Origin of the sequence: Microbacterium gorillae, assembly GCF_050990725.1 — a bacterium.
GTDB lineage: Bacteria > Actinomycetota > Actinomycetes > Actinomycetales > Microbacteriaceae > Microbacterium > Microbacterium gorillae_A.
On the sequence record NZ_CP158844.1, the window covers coordinates 2,275,603 to 2,296,038 of the forward strand.

Annotated in this window: 22 protein-coding genes; 4 read left to right on the forward strand and 18 right to left on the reverse strand. The window is 67.8% G+C overall.

Translation table 11 applies throughout. The features are described 5' to 3' along the window. Window positions 1-101: 101 nt before the first annotated feature. A complete protein-coding gene (locus tag ABTV68_RS10300; protein ID WP_433673571.1) occupies window positions 102-1,697 on the reverse strand; it encodes a Rieske 2Fe-2S domain-containing protein in 1,596 nt (531 codons plus the stop codon). Between the two features lie 168 nt (window positions 1,698-1,865). On the opposite strand from ABTV68_RS10300, the gene thrC reads away from it, so the two are divergent. Further along, complete coding sequence (thrC, locus tag ABTV68_RS10305; RefSeq protein WP_433673572.1) at window positions 1,866-3,290, forward strand: threonine synthase; 1,425 nt, start codon at window positions 1,866-1,868, stop codon at window positions 3,288-3,290. 262 nt (window positions 3,291-3,552) lie between these two features. On the opposite strand, the gene ABTV68_RS10310 is transcribed toward thrC, so the two are convergent. From ABTV68_RS10310 to ABTV68_RS10325, 4 genes are all read right to left on the reverse strand, one after another. After that, entirely contained in the window at window positions 3,553-4,137 is a 585-nt protein-coding gene (locus ABTV68_RS10310) for a YdcF family protein (RefSeq protein ID WP_433673573.1), read from the reverse strand. Between the two features lie 65 nt (window positions 4,138-4,202). Further along, complete coding sequence (gene nusB / locus ABTV68_RS10315; RefSeq protein ID WP_433673574.1) at window positions 4,203-4,613, reverse strand: transcription antitermination factor NusB; 411 nt, start codon at window positions 4,611-4,613, stop codon at window positions 4,203-4,205. An 8-nt stretch (window positions 4,614-4,621) separates the two neighbouring features. After that, entirely contained in the window at window positions 4,622-5,185 is a 564-nt protein-coding gene (efp, locus tag ABTV68_RS10320; protein ID WP_433673575.1) for an elongation factor P, read from the reverse strand. 96 nt (window positions 5,186-5,281) lie between these two features. Further along, window positions 5,282-5,740, reverse strand: a complete 459-nt coding sequence (locus ABTV68_RS10325; protein ID WP_433673576.1) for a type II 3-dehydroquinate dehydratase — start codon at window positions 5,738-5,740, stop codon at window positions 5,282-5,284. A 52-nt stretch (window positions 5,741-5,792) separates the two neighbouring features. Between ABTV68_RS10325 and ABTV68_RS10330 the strand changes: the two genes are divergently transcribed. Continuing rightward, window positions 5,793-6,425, forward strand: coding sequence for a GrpB family protein (locus ABTV68_RS10330; protein WP_433673578.1), 633 nt, complete (start codon window positions 5,793-5,795; stop codon window positions 6,423-6,425). 179 nt (window positions 6,426-6,604) lie between these two features. Then, entirely contained in the window at window positions 6,605-7,156 is a 552-nt protein-coding gene (locus ABTV68_RS10335) for a hypothetical protein (protein ID WP_433673579.1), read from the forward strand. A gap of 10 nt (window positions 7,157-7,166) precedes the next feature. Here the strand turns inward: ABTV68_RS10335 and ABTV68_RS10340 are convergent, their stop codons facing one another. The 13 genes from ABTV68_RS10340 to ABTV68_RS10400 all read right to left on the reverse strand — a co-directional run bounded on the left by ABTV68_RS10340 (window position 7,167) and on the right by ABTV68_RS10400 (window position 19,813). Next, window positions 7,167-7,532: a hypothetical protein gene (locus ABTV68_RS10340; protein WP_433673580.1), complete on the reverse strand. Its 366-nt coding sequence runs from the start codon at window positions 7,530-7,532 to the stop codon at window positions 7,167-7,169. Further along, window positions 7,529-8,032 carry a GNAT family N-acetyltransferase gene (locus ABTV68_RS10345; RefSeq protein ID WP_433673581.1) on the reverse strand — a complete coding sequence of 168 codons (504 nt, stop codon included), beginning with the start codon at window positions 8,030-8,032 and terminating at the stop codon, window positions 7,529-7,531. Before ABTV68_RS10345 ends, ABTV68_RS10340 begins: the two co-directional genes overlap by 4 nt. A gap of 24 nt (window positions 8,033-8,056) precedes the next feature. Beyond that, window positions 8,057-8,944 (reverse strand): VOC family protein, encoded by an 888-nt coding sequence (locus ABTV68_RS10350; protein ID WP_433673582.1) that lies wholly within the window; start codon window positions 8,942-8,944, stop codon window positions 8,057-8,059. A 78-nt stretch (window positions 8,945-9,022) separates the two neighbouring features. Beyond that, window positions 9,023-10,096 (reverse strand): 3-dehydroquinate synthase, encoded by a 1,074-nt coding sequence (aroB, locus tag ABTV68_RS10355; RefSeq protein WP_433673583.1) that lies wholly within the window; start codon window positions 10,094-10,096, stop codon window positions 9,023-9,025. Beyond that, a complete protein-coding gene (locus ABTV68_RS10360; RefSeq protein ID WP_433673584.1) occupies window positions 10,093-10,611 on the reverse strand; it encodes a shikimate kinase in 519 nt (172 codons plus the stop codon). The genes aroB and ABTV68_RS10360 overlap by 4 nt, the downstream gene beginning before the upstream one ends. Beyond that, the gene (aroC, locus tag ABTV68_RS10365) at window positions 10,604-11,824 is read right to left on the reverse strand and encodes a chorismate synthase (protein WP_433673585.1); all 1,221 of its coding nucleotides are present in this window, start codon (window positions 11,822-11,824) and stop codon (window positions 10,604-10,606) included. Before aroC ends, ABTV68_RS10360 begins: the two co-directional genes overlap by 8 nt. A 4-nt stretch (window positions 11,825-11,828) precedes the next feature. Further along, entirely contained in the window at window positions 11,829-12,659 is an 831-nt protein-coding gene (locus ABTV68_RS10370) for a shikimate dehydrogenase family protein (RefSeq protein WP_433673586.1), read from the reverse strand. After that, window positions 12,659-14,146: an endolytic transglycosylase MltG gene (gene mltG / locus ABTV68_RS10375; RefSeq protein WP_433673587.1), complete on the reverse strand. Its 1,488-nt coding sequence runs from the start codon at window positions 14,144-14,146 to the stop codon at window positions 12,659-12,661. Before mltG ends, ABTV68_RS10370 begins: the two co-directional genes overlap by 1 nt. Further along, window positions 14,143-14,613: a Holliday junction resolvase RuvX gene (gene ruvX, locus ABTV68_RS10380; RefSeq protein ID WP_433673589.1), complete on the reverse strand. Its 471-nt coding sequence runs from the start codon at window positions 14,611-14,613 to the stop codon at window positions 14,143-14,145. Before ruvX ends, mltG begins: the two co-directional genes overlap by 4 nt. Continuing rightward, a complete protein-coding gene (gene alaS / locus ABTV68_RS10385; RefSeq protein WP_433673590.1) occupies window positions 14,610-17,270 on the reverse strand; it encodes an alanine--tRNA ligase in 2,661 nt (886 codons plus the stop codon). The genes ruvX and alaS overlap by 4 nt, the downstream gene beginning before the upstream one ends. 57 nt (window positions 17,271-17,327) lie before the next feature. Continuing rightward, complete coding sequence (locus tag ABTV68_RS10390; RefSeq protein ID WP_433673591.1) at window positions 17,328-17,534, reverse strand: ATPase; 207 nt, start codon at window positions 17,532-17,534, stop codon at window positions 17,328-17,330. Window positions 17,535-17,677: 143 nt separating this feature from the next. After that, on the reverse strand, window positions 17,678-18,307 hold the full coding sequence (rpsD, locus tag ABTV68_RS10395) for a 30S ribosomal protein S4 (protein ID WP_433673592.1): 630 nt from the start codon (window positions 18,305-18,307) through the stop codon (window positions 17,678-17,680). Between the two features lie 186 nt (window positions 18,308-18,493). Further along, window positions 18,494-19,813, reverse strand: a complete 1,320-nt coding sequence (locus ABTV68_RS10400; RefSeq protein WP_433673593.1) for a replication-associated recombination protein A — start codon at window positions 19,811-19,813, stop codon at window positions 18,494-18,496. 137 nt (window positions 19,814-19,950) lie between these two features. Here ABTV68_RS10400 and ABTV68_RS10405 point away from each other — a divergent pair, with 137 nt between their 5' ends. After that, window positions 19,951-20,373, forward strand: a complete 423-nt coding sequence (locus tag ABTV68_RS10405; RefSeq protein WP_433673594.1) for a dioxygenase — start codon at window positions 19,951-19,953, stop codon at window positions 20,371-20,373. The last annotated feature ends 63 nt before the right edge of the window (window positions 20,374-20,436 follow it).

Here is a 20,436-nt window from a genome sequence, read left to right on the forward strand (position 1 = left end):
CCGCTCCCTTCTCCGCCTCTCTGGACGGTGTTAAAGGTTGCTTTCGACTGAGACGAGTCTACCGCCGGTCGCGCGCGCCATCGAACCGATGACGCCTGGTGTCAGGCCTCGCTGAGGTCAGCGGGCGCGGTGGCCGCGAGCGTGAGGTCGTCCCCGGCCTTCGACGCACGGATCGGGTGGCCGAACGAGGTGATGCACTTCCCGGTGTTCAGGTCCCACTTCCAGTCGTGCAGGGAGCAGGTGAGAACGCCGTCCTCGTCGATCTTGCCGGTCTTGGTCAGGTCGGCCCGCAGGTGCGGGCAGCGCCGCTGCACCACCCAGTCGCCGATCTGCGCGTCCTCGGTCTGGTCGGACTGCTCGGCGTACCAGTTCTCCGTGTACTCGATCCGGTCCCGCGACAAGCACTTCATGAAGGTGTAGATGAACTCGTTGAACTTGCCGATGCGGGCTGTCTGGAACTGCATCGAGAGGAAGATCGAGTTGGACCAGTCGATCTCGCCGTCGGCGATGTTCGTGGAGACCAGATCGGCGGGGATGCGGAACCAGAAGTTGCACTCCTCCCCCGCGTACTCGCGCAGCTTCGCCTTCGGGAAGTCGACGACCATGTCCAGCTCGCCGATCGTGTAGCGGACGGGTCCGCCCACGCCGTTTCGCATGATGCGTGCGCGGCGCAGCAGCGGCTCCCACCACTCCTTCAGCTTCTCCAGCATCTCGGCAGGCTCCAGCACGGCGGCGCGCGAGGCCTCCTCGTCGCGGATCTCCTGCTGACGCGACGCGCGCTGCTCCTCGAGATAGCCCCACTTGTCGGCGAACATGCGGTCGATCTCGTCCTGCGTGTAGAACGTCTGCTCGACCGAGACATCACCGTCGACGATCGTGACCACCGTGCCGGGGATGAAGACGTGACCGTCGTACTTCGGCGCCTCCTCCTTCATGCGGGCGATGAACTCGACCTGGTCGGTGAAGATGCCCACGGACTCGTTCCGGCCGAGTCCGTTCGAGTCGAACACGTCGTCGCGCAGGAACATCGGCGGCCCCGCCATCGGGAAGACGTGCGGCGCGTCGACCTTGTCGATGTAGAACATCGCGCGCTTGTGCTGCGCCTCCCGCTTGAGGTGCGCGAAGTTCTGCTTCGCGTCCAGCGGCAGGTCGTAGACCATGGGCCACCAGATGGCGCCGGAGAACTGCGTGAAGTAGGCGTCCGGCTTGCCGAACGACAGCAGCGCCTCCAGGTCGAGGGGGTGCGAGTCGTTCTGATTCAGGATCGATGCGGTGCCGTCGTCCAGCGACAGGGACGAGTCGCCGATGGGGCCGTCGCTGGGGGCACGCAGCGGTGTCACCATGATCTTCAGCGGGCCGCGCTCGATCACCTCGCCGGCCTGCGTGTAGGTGATGTTGTGGTAGCCGAGCTTGCGGAGATCCTGCTCCAGATCGTCCGTCGGGTAGTCGGGCAGCAGCACCTCGATGTCCTTGCGGACGTAGGTCTCCAGCAGCCACGGGTCGAAGTGGTCGCGGTGGCGGTGGGAAACGTAGAGGAAGTCGGCCTCGCGACCGAAGCGCTCCCAATCCAGCCCGCGGTTGTCCGGGAACGGGAACCAGGATCCGAAGAACGCCGGCTTCACCCAGGGGTCGCAGAGGACATTTCCCCCGGTGGTCTCGATGAACATGCCGGCGTGGCCCAGTCCCGTGATCCGCATGACTCTCCTTCTCCATGGAACCTGTCGATTCTACGGGGCCGCACCCGGGGGCCACCTGTGGCCCGCCGTGAGAAATGCACCCCTGACCGCCGTCACGTGGCGGGCGGGCAGGTGTCACGCCCTCTAGGCTGGAGGCACGACCTCCGCCCGCTCCGTCGAAGGATTCCCGTGCAGTACATCTCCACCCGTGGCACCGCTCTCGGCCAGTACACCGATGTCCTCGTCGCCGGCCTCGCGCCCGATGGCGGGCTGGCCGTGCCCGCCGAGGTTCCATCGATCTCGGCGGAGACGTTCGAGTCCTGGCGCGCGCTGTCCTACCCGGAGTTGGCGACCGAGGTCATCGGTATGTTCGCCACGGACATCCCGCGCGAGGATCTCGCACGCTTGACCGCCGCCGCCTACGAGGGGTCGAAGTTCGAGGCAGAGGACATCGTCCCCCTGACCGACATCGGCGGGGGCATGACGCTGGTCGGACTGTCCGAGGGCCCGACGCTGGCCTTCAAGGACATGGCGATGCAGTTCCTCGGCGAGGCGATGGAGTACGCCCTCGCGAAGAACCAGGACATCCTCAACATCCTCGGCGCGACCTCCGGCGACACCGGATCCGCCGCAGAGTACGCTTTCCGCGGCCGGGACCGCATCGGCATCTTCATGCTCTCCCCGCAGGGACGGATGAGCGCGTTCCAGCGGGCGCAGATGTACTCGCTGCAGGACGAGAACGTGCACAATATCGCGGTTGAGGGCGTGTTCGACGACTGCCAGCACCTCGTGAAGACCCTCTCGGAGGATCTCGCCTTCAAGAACGCGCAGCACCTGGGTGCGGTCAACTCCATCAACTTCGGCCGCATCTCGGCGCAGATCGTCTACTACGTATGGGCGTGGCTGCGCGCGACGGACGCTGTGGCGGCGGATGATCGCGCGACGTTCGCGGTGTCGTTCGCGGTCCCGTCGGGCAACTTCGGCAACATCCTCTCGGGCTACTACGCCAAGCTGCTCGGCGTTCCGGTGCGTCGTCTGGTCCTCGCCTCCAACGAGAACAACGTGCTGGACGACTTCTTCCGCACCGGCATCTACCGTCCGCGCACCTCCGCGGAGACGCTGGCCACTTCCAGCCCGTCGATGGACGTGTCGAAGGCCTCCAACCTGGAGCGCTTCGTCTTCGACCTGCTCGGTCGCGACGCCGAGCGCACCGCGGGTGCGTGGCGGACGCTGGCGGAGACCGGTTCGTTCGACCTCACCGCCGAGCAGCCCCGCCTGACTGCCGAGTTCGGCTTCGCGTCGGGCACCTCCACCCATGAAGATCGCATCCGCGTGATCCGTGACGTCTTCGAGCGCAGCGGTGTCATCATCGACCCGCACACGGCCGACGGAGCCGGTGTCGCGGCGGAGTTCGTCGAGGACGGCGTTCCGATGCTCGTGCTGGAGACGGCCAAGCCGCGTAAGTTCCCGGAGACGATCGCCGAGGCCCTCGGTGAGACGCCCGAGCCGCCGGCCGCGGTGCGTGAGCTCATGGACGCACCCCAGCGCGTTGTGCGCATGGCCAACGACGAGCAGGCCCTCCGCGAGTTCATCGAGACCCACGCCGTCCGCTGAAACTCGCGTGCGTTCACGAGATGAGGGGAACGTCGCGGAGATAGGGCTCAAGCTACATGGGGCAGCCGCACCGTGACGCCCGCACCGTGACGCCCGCACCGTGGCAGGTCCGCCGAAGCACGCGTGAAGCGCCGTGCGGGCACGAGATGAGGCCAGCGTCGCGAAGATAGGGCCCAAACTGCCCAACACCCCTACTCCGGCGACATCCTCCTACTCCCGTGACGCCCTCCGGGGCCGTCGCACGTCCCGGGGCGGCTCGATGTCAGCGCCGTCGGTCATACCGGCGGGCGCGCACCGCGGCGACGAACGTGACCAGCGGGCGCTCACCGAAGCGCCACTCACGTCCTCGCACGAGCCGAGCACCGAGATCAGGCGTCGCGGCGAGGAGCATCGCCCGCGCGCGGACGGCGTGAACCGGGTCGGAGACGATCGAGATCAGATCGTCCGGTCGCAGCAGGGGCGTCGTGAAGGTGATGTTCTCAACGGTGCTGCGGCTGTCGCCTTCTTCGGTGATCGCGCCGCGCCATCCCTGACGTCGCGCCTCCGCGGCCAGAATCGTCGCCTCGGGCGTGTCGGAATGCACGCGTCCGCCTGACACGATGAGCACGCGTGGAGCGGGCATCGCCCGGAGCGTGCGCAGTCCCGCGCGCACCCGCCAGCGGTTGATGAGGTTGGCCCGGTCTCCCCTGTTGCCGAAGCCCAGGACGACCACGACCGATCGCGTTCCGTGCTGCGCGGCACCGAGGTTCTGGCGCGTCGCGCGCCACGCCTCCCACTGCCCCCAGCTCAGCGCGGCCACCGCGATGAGCAGCGATCCCGCGCCCAGGAGCTTCCATCCCCGTCCCACGCCTCCACGCTACGCGTCAGGTATGCGAAACGCCCGTCCCTGCAGGACGGGCGTTTCGGACGTGATCAGCTCGAGCGGGCGATGCGAGCCAGGACACCGTGCACGAACGCGCCGGAGTCGTCCGTGGAGTACTCCTTCGCAAGCTCCACGGCTTCATCGATCGCGACCGCGGCGGGTACCTCATCGTTGAAGAGGATCTCCCAGCTGGCCATGCGCAGCAGAGCGCGGTCGATGGCCGGCATGCGGTCGATCTTCCAGTCGCGCGCGTGGGTGACGATCTGCTCGTCGATCTCGTCGCGGTGATCGAGCACGCCGTCAACGATCTCGCGTGCGTACAGCCACGAGGCCTCGCGCGCAGGCTCGCCGGCGGCGCGCTGTGCCTCCGCCGCGAGCGTCACCTCAAGCGCGTCGCCACGGACGTCGGACGAGAACAGGATGTCGAGCGCGCGCTTGCGCGCCTTGGTGCGTGCAGACATTCAGCGAATCAGTCGTTGACGCGGCCGAGGTAGTCGCCCGTGCGCGTGTCGACCTTCACCTTGGTGCCGGTCTCCAGGAAAAGCGGGACCTGGATCTCGTACCCGGTCTCGACGGTGGCGGGCTTGGTGCCGGCCGAAGAGCGGTCGCCCTGCAGGCCCGGCTCCGTATAGGTGATCTCCAGCACGACGGATGCGGGGAGCTCAACGTACAGCGGGTTGCCGTTGTTGAGCGCGATCTGCACCGTCTGGTTCTCGAGCATGAAGTTCGCGGCGTCGCCGACCGTTGCGGCGGCGACGGTGAGCTGGTCGTAGTCGTCGACGTCCATGAAGACGAAGTTCTCGCCGTCGTTGTAGAGGTACTGGAAGTCGCGGCGGTCGACGTTCTCGATCTCGACCTTGGCACCGGCGTTGAAGGTGCGGTCGATGGTCTTGCCGGTGACGACGTTCTTGAGCTTGGTACGAACGAACGCACCACCCTTGCCCGGCTTGACGTGCTGGAACTCCACGACGCTCAGCAGCTGGCCGTCGATCTTGAGGACGACGCCGTTCTTGATGTCCGCGGTGGATGCCATGGGAAGTGATTCCGTTTCGTCTGTGGGAGTGGCCGGCGGTGGCCGACTCGTCATTCTATCGGACGCGCCCGGTGATCCCCTGGGTGACCCGGTCCCTCAGCCTTCCGACTGTCCCGTGAGCACGTCGCAGAGGCGCTCGACCGCGCGTGCGTAGCCGGCGACACCCTCACCGATCACGTGCACCGCGGCGAGGTCACGGACGTAGGAGAACTTCCGGAAGTCCTCGCGATTGTTCACGTCCGAGATGTGCACCTCAGCGGTCGGCAGATCGACGCTGGCGAGGGCGTCCCGGAGGACGACCGAGGTATGCGTCAGTCCTCCCGGATTGATGACGATGCCCGCGCAGTCAAGCCGCGCCTCATGGATCGCGTCGATGATCACACCCTCGTGGTTGGACTGCATCGCCCGAACCTCGAAGCCGCGCGCCGCCGCCGTGGTGCGCACGAGGGCTTCGACGTCCGCGAGGGTGTCCGTGCCATAGACCTCCGGCTGGCGCGTGCCGAGGAGGTTGAGGTTGGGTCCATTCACGAGCAGCAGTCGGCGCGGTGCAGTCATGCTCGGAGGCTATCAGCGCGGGCGTCGCCCCCATGTCACGTAGCCTCGAGGAATGTCCCCAACCGCAGCCGAGATCGCCGCCTTCCACGAGGAGGATCCGCCAGCAGGAGCGGATCCCTTCGTCGTCCGCCGCCCCGTCAGTCCGATCGTGATCGCTGAACCGGATCCGAACTGGCCGCTGGTCGCCGAGGGGGTCATGGCGACCGTCCGCGGCGCTCTCGGGCCGCGGTGTCTGCGCATCGAGCATGTGGGATCGACAGCGGTCCTCGGACTGCCCGCGAAGCCGCTGATCGACCTGGACCTCATCGTCGCGCGACCGGACCGGGAGACCGACTACCTCCCCACGCTGACAGCGGCGGGTTTCACCCTGTCGGTGCGCGAGCCCTGGTGGCAGGAGCACCGCATGTTCATCCACGACACCCCCGCGGTGAACCTTCACGTGTTCGGTCCCGCCGCGCCGGAGCCCTGGAAGCACGTAATTCTGCGGGACCATCTGCGCACCGACGCGGCCGATCGACGGCGATATGCCGAGGCGAAGCGCACAGCGGCGGCTGCCGCCACCGCCGCGGGCGAACGCGTCATGGACTACAACGCACGGAAGGAGAGTGTGCTCCGGGAGATCCTGCACCGCGCTCTCACGGCGTCCGGCTGCGCCACGGATGATCCGTCGGGCTCGTTCGCCTAGACACACTCGGCGACGGATCCATAGGGGGTAACCCGGGACTCCCACTGAGGCTCGCGATGCTCTCGCCCGCGCCGTAGCGTGTTCACATGCGAATCCATGTGCACAGCACGGGTCGCGCTGGCTCGTGCGCTTGGCCTTCGGCATCGCCGGACGCGACCTTCATTGCTGTCCGGTCGGATGTGCCCGCCACTGACGCGGCGGCAGATATCGCGGAAGCGATTGCCCCGATCGCACCGGACGCGGTGTTCGCGCACTCGTACCTCGCGATCCCCGCTGCCCTCGCCGTCCGGAATATCCCTGCTACCCGATTGGTGCTGGTGGAACCCGCGTTCTACGACATCGCACGGGGATCACACGATGTCGACGCTCACATAGCCACCGTCGAGCGCGCCCGAGAGCACCTCGCCACAAGCGATCTGTGGGGCTACTGGTCGATCATCCGCCCCCTGATGTTCGGCGGTCCGGCAGAGGAGAACGCCTGGCCCGAGGAGCAGTCCCTCGCGGCGCAGTTCGCACAGCGCACACTCCCCTGGGGCCACAACCTGAGCGCCGACGACCTCGCCGCCGACCGCACGCTGGTGATCACGGGCGGCTGGAACGCGGAGTACGAGGCGATCGCCTCCCGCCTCGTGGCGGCGGGCGCCACCCACGTCGTGCTTGCAGGTCACGCTCACCGTGCGCAGGACCACCCGGGCTTCGCCGAGGTGGCAGCCGCATTCCTCGGCGGGTGAGGCAGGACTCCTACTCCAGCAGTTCCCAGCGGTCTGGTGAGAGCCGCTGGGCGGTGAGATCCGTGATCGCCGCGGACACTTCGGCGCGACTCAGCACATACTGACGCGGGTAGTCGACGGCCTGTCCGCCCACGGTGAGGTCCACGGTGTCATCGTCATCGTCATCGTCATCGTCATCGTCATCGAGCGCAGAATCGCTCGGGGCGAGTGGGCTGAGTGCGTTGGCGATACGAGCGCCATCCGCACTCGTCGCGGTGACCACGAACTCGTCCGGCCCGCCGCCGACCATCACCTCCCATGCTCCGACCCGGCCAGCCACGAGGGAGCGCTCCGCGCCGTCGAGCTCGTCCACGTCCCTCATCAACTCGACGGTCATCGTTGCTCCTTCGTGCTCGCTCCGCCCGAAGCGCCCTCCGGCGGCGTCCGCCGCAGATGAAGTATCGGATAGGGGCGGCCATCACCGTCGGTCTCACTGCGGCCGACCACCTCGAACCCGCGGCGCACGTAGAAGCCGAGGGCCGCGGGGTTCTGCTCGTTCACGTCGACGCGAGTGACGCCGTGTTGATCGACGACGTGCTGGAGCAGCGCCGAGCCCACCCCATGCCCGGCCGCTGCCGGAGAGACGAACAGCATCTCCAGGCCACCGTCGAGCACGCCGGCGAAACCCACCACTCGCCCGCGGTGCTCTGCGACCACGAGTGACACCGCCGGAAAGTAGACGCTGGTCAGGTTCTCCTCGATTCGCGCAAAGTCCGCGGGGTCGAGGAAGTCGTGTGTGGCATGCACCGCGTCCGCCCAGATCTCCGCGAGGACGGGAAACTCAGCTGCCCCGGCCGCAGGACGCACAACAACGGGAAGGGCATGGTCGGCAGTCATCCCTCCATCCTCACATCCCGCACCTCAGAAGTCGGCGATGACGAGCTTCTTCATCTGGAGCATGTGGGCGAAGGCATCCGGACGCTGCATCAGCTCGCCCATGTTCTCCGGAACGATCTGCCAGCTGACACCGAACTCATCGGCCAACCAGCCACATTGCTCCGCTTCCGGCACGGCGCTGAGTGCGTCCCAGTAGGTGTCGATCTCAGCTTGATCGGCGCATCGAACCTCGAGAGACACGCCGCAGTCGAAGAACCACTCGTGGTCAGTGGCGCCGCCGTCCATCGCCGTGAACCACTGGTCACCGATGCGGAACTCGCTGAACATCACGCGCTCCTCCCCCGGATACGGCATCACCGTGCCGACGGCCGCATCGGGGAACAGCGAGGTGTAGCGTTCGACGGCCTCGCGGGCGCGGCCATCCGAGCGGCCGACGAAGGTGAGCGACGGGATGATGAACGGCCGAGGATCGCCCGTCGGATCGGTGAGGGAGAGTTGCCAGGTGAAGCCGAACTTGTCCTGGACCCACCCGTAGCGCTGGCTGAAGGGGTACTCCTGCAGCGGCATCAGCACCTCTCCGCCGTCGCTGAGATGCGCCCATACCGCGTCCAGCGCGTCACGCGCCGCCGCAGGGTCGCCGTCGAACATCAGCGGATCGAAGTTGACCATGAAGGAGATCGAGGGATTGGGACGGAACTCCGGACCCGCGTTGATCAGCGTGAAGCGGAAGTCGCCGATCGTGACGTCGACGGTCAGCGCCTGGCCGGCCAGCGGCTCCTGGAAGTCAAGAAGCCCCTCAGTGGGGTATCTGCTGGTGACCTGCGCCACACCGCCCGGAAGCGCGTCCGCGTAGAAGCGGCCCGCCTCCTCCGCCGTGCCGTTGCACCAGATGTTCGGAATGATCTTCTGCATGGTGGCCTCCCGCCCTTGGTGGGTACGAGAGTACGCCGGGCCACCGACATTGAACATCCCCACCGGGGGACGGAGGGATCAGCCAGAGATCTCCTGATAGGCCGCGAACAGCAGCGACTCGTCAGGCGCCTGCAATACGGTCGGGCGGGCGATGTCGTCCAGCACGATGAAGCGCAGCATGCCGCCGCGAGACTTCTTGTCGCGCTGCATCGTCGACAGCAGCGACGGCCACCGACCGGCGAGGTATGTCGTCGGCAGGCCGAGGCTCTCAAAGATGTCGCGATGCGCTGCCACGGCGTCGTCGCTGAGACGACCGGCCAGGCGCGACAGCTCGGCGGCGAACATCATGCCCACCGAGATCGCGGCACCGTGACGCCAGCGATAGCGCTCGGCGTGCTCGATGGCGTGGCCGAGAGTGTGGCCGTAGTTGAGGATCTCCCGGAGCCCCGCCTCGCGGAGGTCCTCCCCCACGACATCCGCTTTCATCTGGATGGCGAGCTCGATCGTGCGGCGGAACTCGGCGCTGGTGACATCTGTGGCCCGCTCCGGGTCGGCGCGCACGATGTCCAGGATCTCCGGATAGTGGATGAAGCCCGCCTTGACGACCTCGGCGTAGCCGGCGACCGCTTCGTTGCGACTGAGCGAACGCAGCAGCTCCAGATCCGCGACCACGGCGTAGGGCGGCCAGAAGGATCCGACCAGGTTCTTGCCCTCGGCGGTGTTGACGCCGGTCTTCCCGCCCACGGACGCATCCACCATGCCCAGCACGGTGGTCGGCACCTGGACCACCGGAACGCCCCGCAGCCAGGTGGCCGCGACAAAGCCGGCGAGATCGGTGACGGCACCGCCGCCGAACCCGATCACGGCGTCCGTACGGGTGAAGTCGCTCTGGCCCAGGATCTGCCAGCAGAACGCGGCCACCTCGATGCGCTTGCCCTGCTCTGCATCGGGGATCTCGGCCAGCAGCACCTCGCGATCGCTCATGAGCTGCTGACGCAGATTATCCGCCTGCGCGCCCAGCGTGGGCGGGTGGATGATGAGCACCTTGCGGGCGTTCGGCGGCAGCACCGCGCCGAGGTTCGCCAGCAGACCTTCACCGATCGAGATGTCGTAGCCCGGCTCACCGGAGACGTGGATCGTGGTGGTGCTCATGAACGGTTTCCTCTCACCCAGTCGGCGATGCGCTCGACGACGGCCTGGATGCGCCCCGTCGAGGTGTCGAAGGTCGCATCGGCGACCTCCTCGTACAGCGGTCGGCGTTCGTCGCGGATGCGCAGCCAGCGCTGCACGGGATCCTCACCGGTCAGGAGCGGACGCCCTCCACCCGCGATGCGACCCGCCACGACGCGCGGTTCGACGGTCAGCAGCACCACGTCGTGCTCGGCGAGCAGCTCTCTCGTCGCGGCGGTCAGAACGGCACCGCCGCCCAGTGCCACGACTCCGCCGCCCGCGATGGCATCGGCAACCGCACGTCGCTCCAGCTCGCGGAAGTGTGCTTCGCCATGCTCGGCGAAGATCTCCGGAATCGGCCCGTGCTCGCGAGCGATCACGGCATCCGTGTCGATGAACGACCGCTCCAGCACCTTGGCCAGCTTCTTGCCGATGCTGGATTTCCCGGCACCCATCGGGCCGACCAGCACGACGGCGCGAGGGGTCGGCTCAGACACCGCCGGCCAGCGACGGGTCGCTCGCACCTGCGGTGCGAAGGTTCTCCGGGATCGCCGCGAGGTAGCTGTCGAGGTTGCGACGGGTCTCCGCCACGGAGTCGCCGCCGAACTTCTCCAGGACGACATCGACCAGGGTGATGGCCACCATGGCTTCGGCGACCACACCCGCCGCCGGCACCGCGGAGATGTCCGAGCGCTGGTGGTGCGCGGAGGACTCCTCACCGGTCGTGACATCGATCGTGTGCAGCGCGTGCGGCACCGTGGCGATGGGCTTCATTCCCGCGGTCACCCGGAGCACTGTCCCGGTGGACATGCCGCCCTCGACGCCGCCGGCCTTGTCGGACGTGCGGGTGATCCCGTCCGGCGCGGCGCAGAGCTCATCGTGAGCGGCGGAGCCACGACGGGTCGTCGTGACGAAGCCGTCGCCGATCTCCACGGCCTTGATCGCCTGGATGCTCATCACCGCCTGCGCGAGCTTCGCGTCCAGACGACGGTCCCACTGGACGTGAGACCCGAGCCCCGGCGGGAGCCCATAGGCGAGCACCTCCACGGTTCCACCGACCGTGTCGCCCTTCTTCTTCGCGTCATCGACCTCGGCGACCATGCGCTCGGAGGTCGCCGCGTCGAAGCACCGCAGCGGATCGGCGTCCAGCGCGTCGACGTCATCCGGTGTCGGCAGCGGGGCACCGTCCGGAACGCGAACCGGGCCCATGGACAGCGTGTGGCTCACCAGACGGATGCCGAGCTCCGACAGGAAGGACTTCGCGATCGCGCCGAGGGCGACTCGTGCGGCCGTCTCACGGGCGCTCGCACGCTCAAGAATCGGACGCGCCTCGTCGAACCCGTATTTCTGCATGCCGACCAGATCGGCGTGCCCCGGGCGCGGACGCGTGAGCGCAGCACCCCGTCCACGTGACATCTCGGTGAGTTCGACCGGCTCGGGGTTCATCACCTCGGTCCACTTCGGCCACTCGGTGTTGCCGATCCGCAGCGCGATGGGGCTGCCCAGCGAATAGCCGTGACGCACGCCGCCGGACAGGTGCAGCTCATCCGCTTCGAACTTCATGCGCGAACCACGGCCGTAGCCGAGCTTGCGACGGGCGAGATCGCCGCGGATGTCGTCCAGATCGATGCGGACGCCCGCGGGCAGGCCCTCCATCATGGCGACGAGTTCAGGACCGTGGGATTCACCGGCGGTGAGGACGCGAAGCATTCCCCTAGTCTCCCATGAGCGCCGAGCGCATCGCGTCCAAGATGACGCTCTCCGACTCCAGCGGCTCGACAACCTGCCCCGTCACGAAGATGCGCACCTGGAGCAGAGCCTGATGCAGCAGCATCTGCACCCCGGACGCCGCCGGTCGCCCCGCCGCGATCCACGCCTCACCCAGTTGCGTCGGCCACGGCGCGTACACGGCGTCCACGAGTGCGCCGCCGTGCTGCGCCAGGTCCTCGGCGACGGCGTCGTCGATTCGGGTGCCACCCGGAAGGGTCGCGATGGTGGCGTCGACGTCGGTCAGCCCGGCCTCGCTTCCCAGCGCACGCACCGAGACGGACAGACCGAGATCGGCGGCCAGATCCACCAGAGCAGCCGCCTTCTGCGGACTCCGCGCGACGATCTCGAGCTCCCGCACACCGGTCTCAGCCAGCGCGATCACGGCAGAGACCGCGGTGGCGCCGGCACCGACGATGCGCGCACGCTCTGGCGCCTCGACGCCGTTCTCGCGCAGCGCTCCGATGAAGCCGCCGATGTCCGTGTTGAACGCGGCGGGCTCGTCTCCCGTGAGCAGCAGGGTGTTTGCGACCCCGGTGCGCAGGGCGCGGACATCCCGCCAGCCGGCTACCTGCCACGCGGATTCCTTCAGCGGCATCGTCAGCGACAGCCCACGAAGTTCACGACGTGCGGTCACCAGCTCTCGATCGAAGCTGGCCTCGTTGACCTGTCGGCGACCGTACTCCCAGTCCAAGCCGAGCGCCCGGTAGGCGGCCGTGTGCAGCCGGGGCGACCGGCTGTGCCCGATCGGGTCACCCCAGACTTCCAGGCGCTGCATCAATAGCACCCGCTGTCGGGGTTCGCCTCACACCACTGGTGCCACTTCTCTTCGTTGGCCTGCTGCTCGGCGTACGTCTCGGCGAATAGCGTCTCGCCGGTGTCGAGGTTGACCGTCACGAAGTAGAACCACGGGCCGTCCGCGGGGTGCAGTGCTGCCGCGATGGCCGCGTCGCCGGGGCTCGAGATGGGACCCGCGGGCAGACCCGGATGCAGGTACGTGTTGTACGGGTTGTCGTTCTTGCGGTCGGCGTCGCTGGTGGACACCACGCCGAGCGTGAGCTTGCCGACGCCGTACTGCACGGTGGAGTCCATCTGCAGAAGTCCGTGCGTCTCCATGTTCGACGGATCGAGGCGGTTGTAGATCACGCGCGCGACCTTGGCGAAGTCGTCGGTACGGCCTTCGCGCTGGACGATGGAGGCGATCGTCAGGATCTCCTGACGCTTCTCGACCGGGACTCCGGCCTCGTCCAGCGCCTGCACCATGCGGTTGACGAGCGTCTGGATGGCGTCGTGCGCCGACATGCCAGGCTCGAGCGTGTACGTCGCCGGGAACAGCCATCCCTCGAGCGAGGAGGCGCTCACTCCGAACTGCGAGGGGTCGGCGGCGGCGGCCTTCACGTCGTCGACGCTGATCTCCAACACCGTCGCGAGTTCCTCGTAGATGAGCCCCGTGGGCTCGCCCTCGCGAATCAACAGCGTGTTCTCGCGCTTGTTCGCGGGGTCGATGAGCGCTTCGTATGCCGCTTTCGACGTCATGTGGCTGTTGAGCTGGTAGAGCCCCGGATAGAAATCCGCGGGGCTCGACAATCCCCGCACGTAGTCGTAGAACGCCTCACTGGTCTTGGTCACGCCCGCGGTGTAAAGGGTGCCGGAGATGTCCAGTCCGCTATCCCCGGGTCCGATGGTGACAAGGACCGGATCGCCCTCGGTGCCGGCCTCGAAGTCGGCCGGCTCACTCATCCCGAGCACGTCGCGGATCTGGTCACCGAAGACGTTGTACACCGTGACCACGGCGGCCGCGATGCCGCCGAGCACCACGAGCATCACGATGAGTCCCACCAGACAACCGCGACGGCGCTTGCGGCGCTTCTGCTTCACATCGGCCGCAGGGACAGGCTCCGCCGCGAACAGGTCAGCCATATCGGTGAGCCCGTCAGGCGCCTCAGACGTCTCGGCCGCGGCGCGGCGGGTGGGCTGAGCCGCAGCTGCAGCCGCCGTCGCCGAGGCTGCCGCGGCATCCTGCAGCGGAAGCGCGACAGTCGCTGGCGGATCCGCCGGCGGCACCGCATTCCCTGCATCAGAAATCCCTGCATCGGGGCCCACCGCAGCAGGCGCCCCGTGATCGGGCCTCTGCGCCTGCCCGGACGCCGGCACCCCGGTCGGCGGCTGAGCCTCCGAGCCGTTCTGCGATTGCGCCGCAGCGGCACGCGCCTCACGACGCGACATCGGAGCGGATTCGGGCTCGTGGCCAGCAGGATCAGTCACACAGACTCCTGGGGACGGGGTACAGGGATTCCGGGAAGCGCGCCAGAGCGCTTCTCGGTGTCGATCGCCTGCTGCAGCAGCACCACGGCGGCGACCTGGTCAACGATGCCACGGGTATCGCGTTGCTTGCGACCCGAACTGCGCAATTGGCTGTGCGCGGTCACCGTGGTGAGGCGCTCGTCGATGAGACGAACGGGCACCTCACCCGCGGCCAGCGCCGCGGCGAACTCGCGCGAATCCGCGGTCGAGGGGGTGTCCTCGCCGCGCAGGTTGAGCGGCAGACCGACGACGATCTCGATCGCGGACAGCTCTTCCGCAATCGCCAGCACCCGCGAAACGCTGTGCTCGTCGCGCACCACGGTCTCCACCGGGGTGGCAAGCATGCCATCCGGATCGCAGCGCGAGACGCCGACGCGGGCTCGGCCCACGTCGACGCCCACGCGGACGCCGCGACGGAAGCCGGTCATGCCCGCCCGAGCTGGTCGCGAATGCCCTGCAGAGCCGCCGGCAGCGCCGAAGCGTCCGTCCCGCCACCCTGGGCCAGGTCGTCGCGTCCGCCACCGCCACCGCCGAGAACACCGGCAGCCGCCTTGGCGAGCACGCCGGCCTTTGCACCGGCGTCGCGGGCAGCCGGGTTGGTGCCGACGATCACAACCGGACGCTCGCCCGCGATGCCGCCGAGCGCGACGACGGCGGGCTCGGATCCCAGACGCTCACGCACGCTGTTCACCAGGGCACGGACGTCGTCAGCAGAGCCGACGGCCCCGACGTCAGCGGTCACGACGCGGTAGGAACCGACCGAGGTGGCCGTCTCCGCCAGAGCCGGGACGCGGTCGGCGAGTGCACGGGCCTCGAAGGCCGCGATCTTCTTCTCGGCGGCCTTGAGGCCCGCCGAGAGCTCGGCGACACGGGTCAGCACCTGATCGCGCGGAGCCTTGAGCGTGCTGGTGAGTTCGGCGACGAGTGCACGCTCGGCCGTCAGCTCACGGAACGCATCGCGTCCGACGAGCGCCTCGACGCGGCGGTTCGATGCACCGACCGAGGATTCTGCGACCAGGCTGACCAGACCGATCTCCGCGCTGTTGGAGACGTGGGTGCCGGCACACAGCTCCCGCGACCACGGTCCGCCGATGTCGACCATCCGCACTTCGGAACCGTACTTCTCGCCGAACAGCGCCATCGCACCGGCGGCCTTGGCCTCATCCAGCGACATGATGCGCGTGGTGACCTCGAGACCGTCGCTGATGGCGTTGTTGGTGATCTCCTCGATCTCCGTCTTGGTCTCGGCGGAAAGCGCCTGGCTCCAGGAGAAGTCGAAGCGCATGTAGCCGGCGCGGTTGAGGGAGCCGGACTGTGTGGCGGTCTTTCCCAGGGTGTCGCGAAGAGCGGCGTGGACGAGGTGCGTGGCGGAGTGTGCCTGACGCGCGGCGCGGCGGTTCACGGCGTCCACGACGGAGGTCGCGGGCGCGTCGAGCGAGACCTCACCGGTGACGACCTCGACCGTGTGGCTGATCAGGCCGGGAACCGGCTTCTGCACGTCCAGCACGTCCAGCTCGTAACCGGGGCCCACGATCGTGCCCTTGTCGGCGACCTGTCCGCCGGACTCGGCGTACAGCGCCGTCTCCGCCAGGATCACCTCGGCGATCTGACCGACCGATGCGCGGTCGACGCTCCGCCCGTCCACCAGGATGCCGAGCACGCGGGACCCGGTCTCCATCTCGGTGTAGCCCGTGAAGACCGTCTCGCCCTGAGCGCGGTACTCGCGATACACCGACACATCGGCGATGGCGCGCTTGCGCGACTTCGCGTCCGCCTTGGCGCGGGCGCGCTGCTCCTGCATGAGCGTGTCGAACGCGCCACGGTCGACCGTCAGGCCCGCCTCTTCCGCGATCTCGAGGGTCAGATCGATCGGGAAGCCGTAGGTGTCGTGCAGTAGGAACGCCTCGTCGCCGGCGATGGCGGACTTGCCGGCGCTCTTGGTCTCGGCAACGGCTTCGTCCAGGATGGCGGATCCGGCCGCGAGGGTGCGCAGGAACGTCTCCTCCTCCGCGTAGGCATAGGTGGAGATGCGCTCCCAGTCGCTCTCGAGCACCGGGTAGCCCGCCTTCATCGCATCGCGCGAGACCGGGAACAGCTCGGGGAAGGTGGGGCCCTCAACACCGAGCAGGCGCATGGAGCGGATGGTGCGGCGCATGAGCCGGCGCAGGATGTACCCGCGGCCCTCGTTCGACGGGGTGACACCGTCGGAAAGCAGCATCAGGGCGGAGCGCACGTGGTCGGCGACCACACGGAAGCGGACATCGTCCTCGTGCGAGGCACCGTAGGCGCGGCCGCTCAGAGCGACGGCCTTGTCGAGCACGGGACGGACCTGGTCGGTCTCGTACATGTTCTCGACGCCCTGCTTGATGAACGCGACACGCTCCAGGCCCATGCCGGTGTCGATGTTCTTGTGGGGCAGTTCGCCGACGATGTCGAAGTCCACCTTCGAGCGCACGTTCGCGATGAGGTCCTGCATGAACACGAGGTTCCAGATCTCCAGGTAGCGCGTGTCGTCAACGAGCGGACCGCCGTCGGGGCCGTACTCCGGGCCGCGGTCGTAGTAGATCTCCGAGCACGGACCGCCGGGGCCGGGCTGACCGGTGTGCCAGTAGTTGTCTTCCTTGCCCATGCGCTGGATGCGCTCGACCGGAAGACCCGCGATGCGCTGCCAGAGCTCGGCGGCCTCGTCGTCGGTCTCGTACACCGTCACCCACAGCGAGTCCGGGGCGAAGCCGAGGCCACCGTCTTCCTCGGCGGAGGTCAGCAGCTCCCAGGCGAAGCGGATGGCCCCCTCCTTGAAGTAGTCGCCGAAGGACCAGTTGCCGAGCATCTGGAAGAAGGTGCCGTGCCGAGCCGTCTTGCCGACCTCTTCGATGTCATTGGTGCGGATGCACTTCTGCACGTCCGCCGCACGGGGGTACGGAGCCGGCACCACGCCGGTCAGATACGGGATAAACGGCACCATTCCCGCGATCGTGAACAGGATCGACGGGTCGTCGCTCACGAGCGACGCGGACGGAACGATGGTGTGGTTCTGACGCTCGAAGTAGTCGAGGTATCGCTGGGCGATCTCAGCGGTCTTCATGGAAAAGGGCTCGTCCTTAGTTCTTCAATGGGAAAGTCTGCGTCGGCCGAAGCCGAATCAGTCCGCGTTGCGCTTGGCCTCGTCGACGATGGCTTCCAGCGACGCCTCCTGCTCGCGGTACGCCTCGGTCATGCGCTCGGTGAACTCGGTGATTCGGGCGTCGAGCTCGGCGAGTGCCTCGCGTCCGCGGGGGTCCTTGTTGACGAAGTGAGCGGCCACGAAGCCCGCCGCGATTCCGACCAGGAACCAGAGCAGCTTCTTCATGTTTCGCCTTTCGATGTGTTCGTCCGTGCGCGATCGCACGAGGAGCGGGTGATCCGCGGCATCCCTCCATCGTAGACGGCGATGGCCCCGGGGACGACGAAGGGGCACCGGGATATCCCGATGCCCCTTCGTAGGTGCTGTGATCAGCGAGCTGCGTAGTACTCGACGACGAGCTGGACGTCACAGGTCACGGGAACCTCAGCGCGCTTCGGGCGACGCTCGAGCTTCGCCTGCAGCTTGTCGAGCTCCACCGAGAGGTAGCCCGGAACCGGGGGCAGAACGTCGGCGTGACCGCCGGCGGCTGCGACCTGGAACGGCTCGAGGCCTTCGCTCTTGGCCTTGACGTGGATCGTCTGACCCGGCTTCACGCGGAAGGACGGGCGGTCGACGAGCTTGCCGTCGACAAGGATGTGACGGTGTACGACAAGCTGGCGAGCCTGTGCGGTGGTGCGGGCGAAACCGGCACGGAGCACGAGCGCGTCCAGACGGACCTCGAGGAGCTCGACCAGGTTCTCACCGGTCAGACCCTCGATGCGGCGAGCCTCGTTGAAGGCGATGCGAAGCTGCTTCTCGCGGATGCCGTACTGGGCACGGAGACGCTGCTTCTCGCGCAGACGGACGGCGTAGTCGCTGTCAGCCTTGCGCTTGGTGCGGCCGTGCTCACCGGGAGCGTACGGACGCTTCTCGAGGATACGGGCGGCCTTCGGGGTGAGGGCGATACCGAGCGAGCGCGACAGGCGCGCCTTGCTGCGGGTACGGGACTTCGTCGACACGAAGTCTCCTTTCCTAGGACGTGGTCGCGACGTTCACGACTCACGGACGTATCTCCACTCCCTCGCCCGCCTGGTGCGCACGCCGGGGCGCGCCATACGGTGATGCAGAGGAAGGGGATGCCCGATATCGGTAGATCGAGCCGATCAAGCTTACCAGATCAGCACTCTCCGCCATGGGGCGCCGCGTCAGCCCTCGAGGATGCGGCGGATCCGCTCGAGCCGAGCCTGAACGTCCCGCTCCGCGCCGAGCGCCTTCGGGTTGTAGTAGCGCTTGCCGACCAGCTCGTCGGGCAGGTATTGCTGAGTGGCCACGCCGATCTCCATGTCATGGGGATACACGTAGCCTTTGCCATGGCCGAGGCGTTTGGCGCCCGCGTAATGCGCGTCGCGGAGATGCTTGGGCACGCGGCCGAATCCCCCACCGCGCACATCGGCGATTGCCGCGTCGATGGCCAGGTAGGCGGCGTTCGACTTCGCTGTGGTGGCCAGATAGATGGTGGCCTCCGCAAGTGGGATACGACCCTCCGGCATACCGATGAAGGAGACGGCATCCGCCGCGGCGACCGCGATCTGCAACGCCTGCGGATCGGCAAGTCCGATGTCCTCCGCTGCGGAGATCACGAGACGCCGGGCGATGAAGCGCGGGTCCTCCCCCGCCTCGATCATCCGAGCGAGGTAGTGGACGGCGGCATCCGGGTCGGAACCCCGGATCGACTTGATGAACGCGCTGATCACATCGTAGTGCTCGTCGCCCTGGCGGTCGTATCGCAGCAGCGCGCGGTCGACGGCCTGCGCGACGATGTCCGCAGTGACGACGGCGGTGCCGTCTTCCCCGACCTCTGCCACGGTGGCTGCGGCTTCAAGTGCGGTCAGCGCGCGACGAGCGTCGCCGGAGGCGAGATGCACCAGGGCCGCGACCGCGTCGTCGTCGATGCGCACCGCATCCGCGAGACCGCGCGCGTCCGTGACAGCACGACGCACCAGCAGGGTGAGGTCATCGTCGGTCAGTTGCTGCAGCGTGAGCAGAAGAGATCGAGAGAGCAGCGGCGAGATGACCGAGAACGACGGGTTCTCGGTCGTGGCGGCGATGAGGATCACCCAGCCGTTCTCGACGCCGGGCAGTAGCGCATCCTGCTGCGCTTTGGTGAAGCGGTGGATCTCATCGAGGAACAAAATGGTGGTGCGCCCGTAGAGATCGCGCTGATCGAGCGCCTCCTGCATAACCTCGCGCACGTCTTTCACACCCGCCGTGATGGCGGAAAGCTCGACGAAGCGGCGGCCGGAGGAACGCGCGATCGCCTGCGCGAGCGTGGTCTTTCCTGTCCCCGGCGGCCCCCAGAGGATCACCGATACGGCTCCCGGACTGGCGTCCGGATCTGCCAGCTTCACCAGGGGTGAGCCGGGACGCAGGAGATGCTGTTGACCCGCGACCTCGTCCAGCGACGTCGGACGCATCCGCACGGCCAGCGGCGTCTGCCCCTGATGCAGCGCGGTGGGTCGGTTCATGCTTCCAGGCTAGTCCGGGTCTCCGACGTTGCGACCGGCGATGGTTCGTTCGGACCCGGTTTTGCCGCGTCGCCACGCCACTCAGTAGGCTCATCCGCAGTGCGCCCGCACGGGGTGCCAGCTACAGGAGGTGGCGCGTGGCGTCCGGAGGCAAGTCTGCTCGCGAAGAGCGTGACCGTCAGCGCGCAGCACGTGAGCGCGCACGTGTGTACGAAGCACGTGTGCAGGTTCACCAACAGCGCGCCGCTCGTCGCCGTCGCGACAACATCATCGCCGGCATCGTCGGCGGCGTGATCGTGCTCGGCGCGTTCGGAGCGCAGGCGGCCTACTTCCTCGCAGGTCCGGGCGTTCCGGCGCCCGCCCCCTCGCCAACGGTCACCACGGCTCCGAGCAACACGCCCGCTCCGACGGCGGTGCCGAGTGATTCGGCGACGCCCAGCAGCAGCCCCGAGGCCAGCGCATCGCCGACGGCCACAGCCACGGCGACGCCGAGCCCCACGGCGACCGCGACGCCGACGGCCTCCGCAAAGCCGACCGCGAGCCCTTCGCCGACGAAGTAAGTCGTTCTCGCGGACGCGCTTCGTCACGACGCGCCCGACACCCTGCGCTCAGGTGGGCGCTCG

Bases quoted from the DNA above. Each gene is read 5' to 3' on its own strand.
- ABTV68_RS10330 (WP_433673578.1), top strand. From the start codon at position 5,793: ATGTCCCCAACCGCAGCCGAGATCGCCGCCTTCCACGAGGAGGATCCG.
- ABTV68_RS10400 (WP_433673593.1), bottom strand. From the start codon at position 19,813: ATGAACCGACCCACCGCGCTGCATCAGGGGCAGACGCCGCTGGCCGTG.
- aroB (WP_433673583.1), bottom strand. From the start codon at position 10,096: ATGAGCACCACCACGATCCACGTCTCCGGTGAGCCGGGCTACGACATC.
- ruvX (WP_433673589.1), bottom strand. From the start codon at position 14,613: ATGACCGGCTTCCGTCGCGGCGTCCGCGTGGGCGTCGACGTGGGCCGA.
- ABTV68_RS10345 (WP_433673581.1), bottom strand. From the start codon at position 8,032: ATGACTGCCGACCATGCCCTTCCCGTTGTTGTGCGTCCTGCGGCCGGG.
- ABTV68_RS10325 (WP_433673576.1), bottom strand. From the start codon at position 5,740: ATGACTGCACCGCGCCGACTGCTGCTCGTGAATGGACCCAACCTCAAC.
- ABTV68_RS10350 (WP_433673582.1), bottom strand. From the start codon at position 8,944: ATGCAGAAGATCATTCCGAACATCTGGTGCAACGGCACGGCGGAGGAG.
- nusB (WP_433673574.1), bottom strand. From the start codon at position 4,613: ATGTCTGCACGCACCAAGGCGCGCAAGCGCGCGCTCGACATCCTGTTC.
- ABTV68_RS10340 (WP_433673580.1), bottom strand. From the start codon at position 7,532: ATGACCGTCGAGTTGATGAGGGACGTGGACGAGCTCGACGGCGCGGAG.
- efp (WP_433673575.1), bottom strand. From the start codon at position 5,185: ATGGCATCCACCGCGGACATCAAGAACGGCGTCGTCCTCAAGATCGAC.
- ABTV68_RS10390 (WP_433673591.1), bottom strand. From the start codon at position 17,534: ATGAAGAAGCTGCTCTGGTTCCTGGTCGGAATCGCGGCGGGCTTCGTG.
- aroC (WP_433673585.1), bottom strand. From the start codon at position 11,824: ATGCTTCGCGTCCTCACCGCCGGTGAATCCCACGGTCCTGAACTCGTC.
- alaS (WP_433673590.1), bottom strand. From the start codon at position 17,270: ATGAAGACCGCTGAGATCGCCCAGCGATACCTCGACTACTTCGAGCGT.
- ABTV68_RS10300 (WP_433673571.1), bottom strand. From the start codon at position 1,697: ATGCGGATCACGGGACTGGGCCACGCCGGCATGTTCATCGAGACCACC.
- ABTV68_RS10370 (WP_433673586.1), bottom strand. From the start codon at position 12,659: ATGCAGCGCCTGGAAGTCTGGGGTGACCCGATCGGGCACAGCCGGTCG.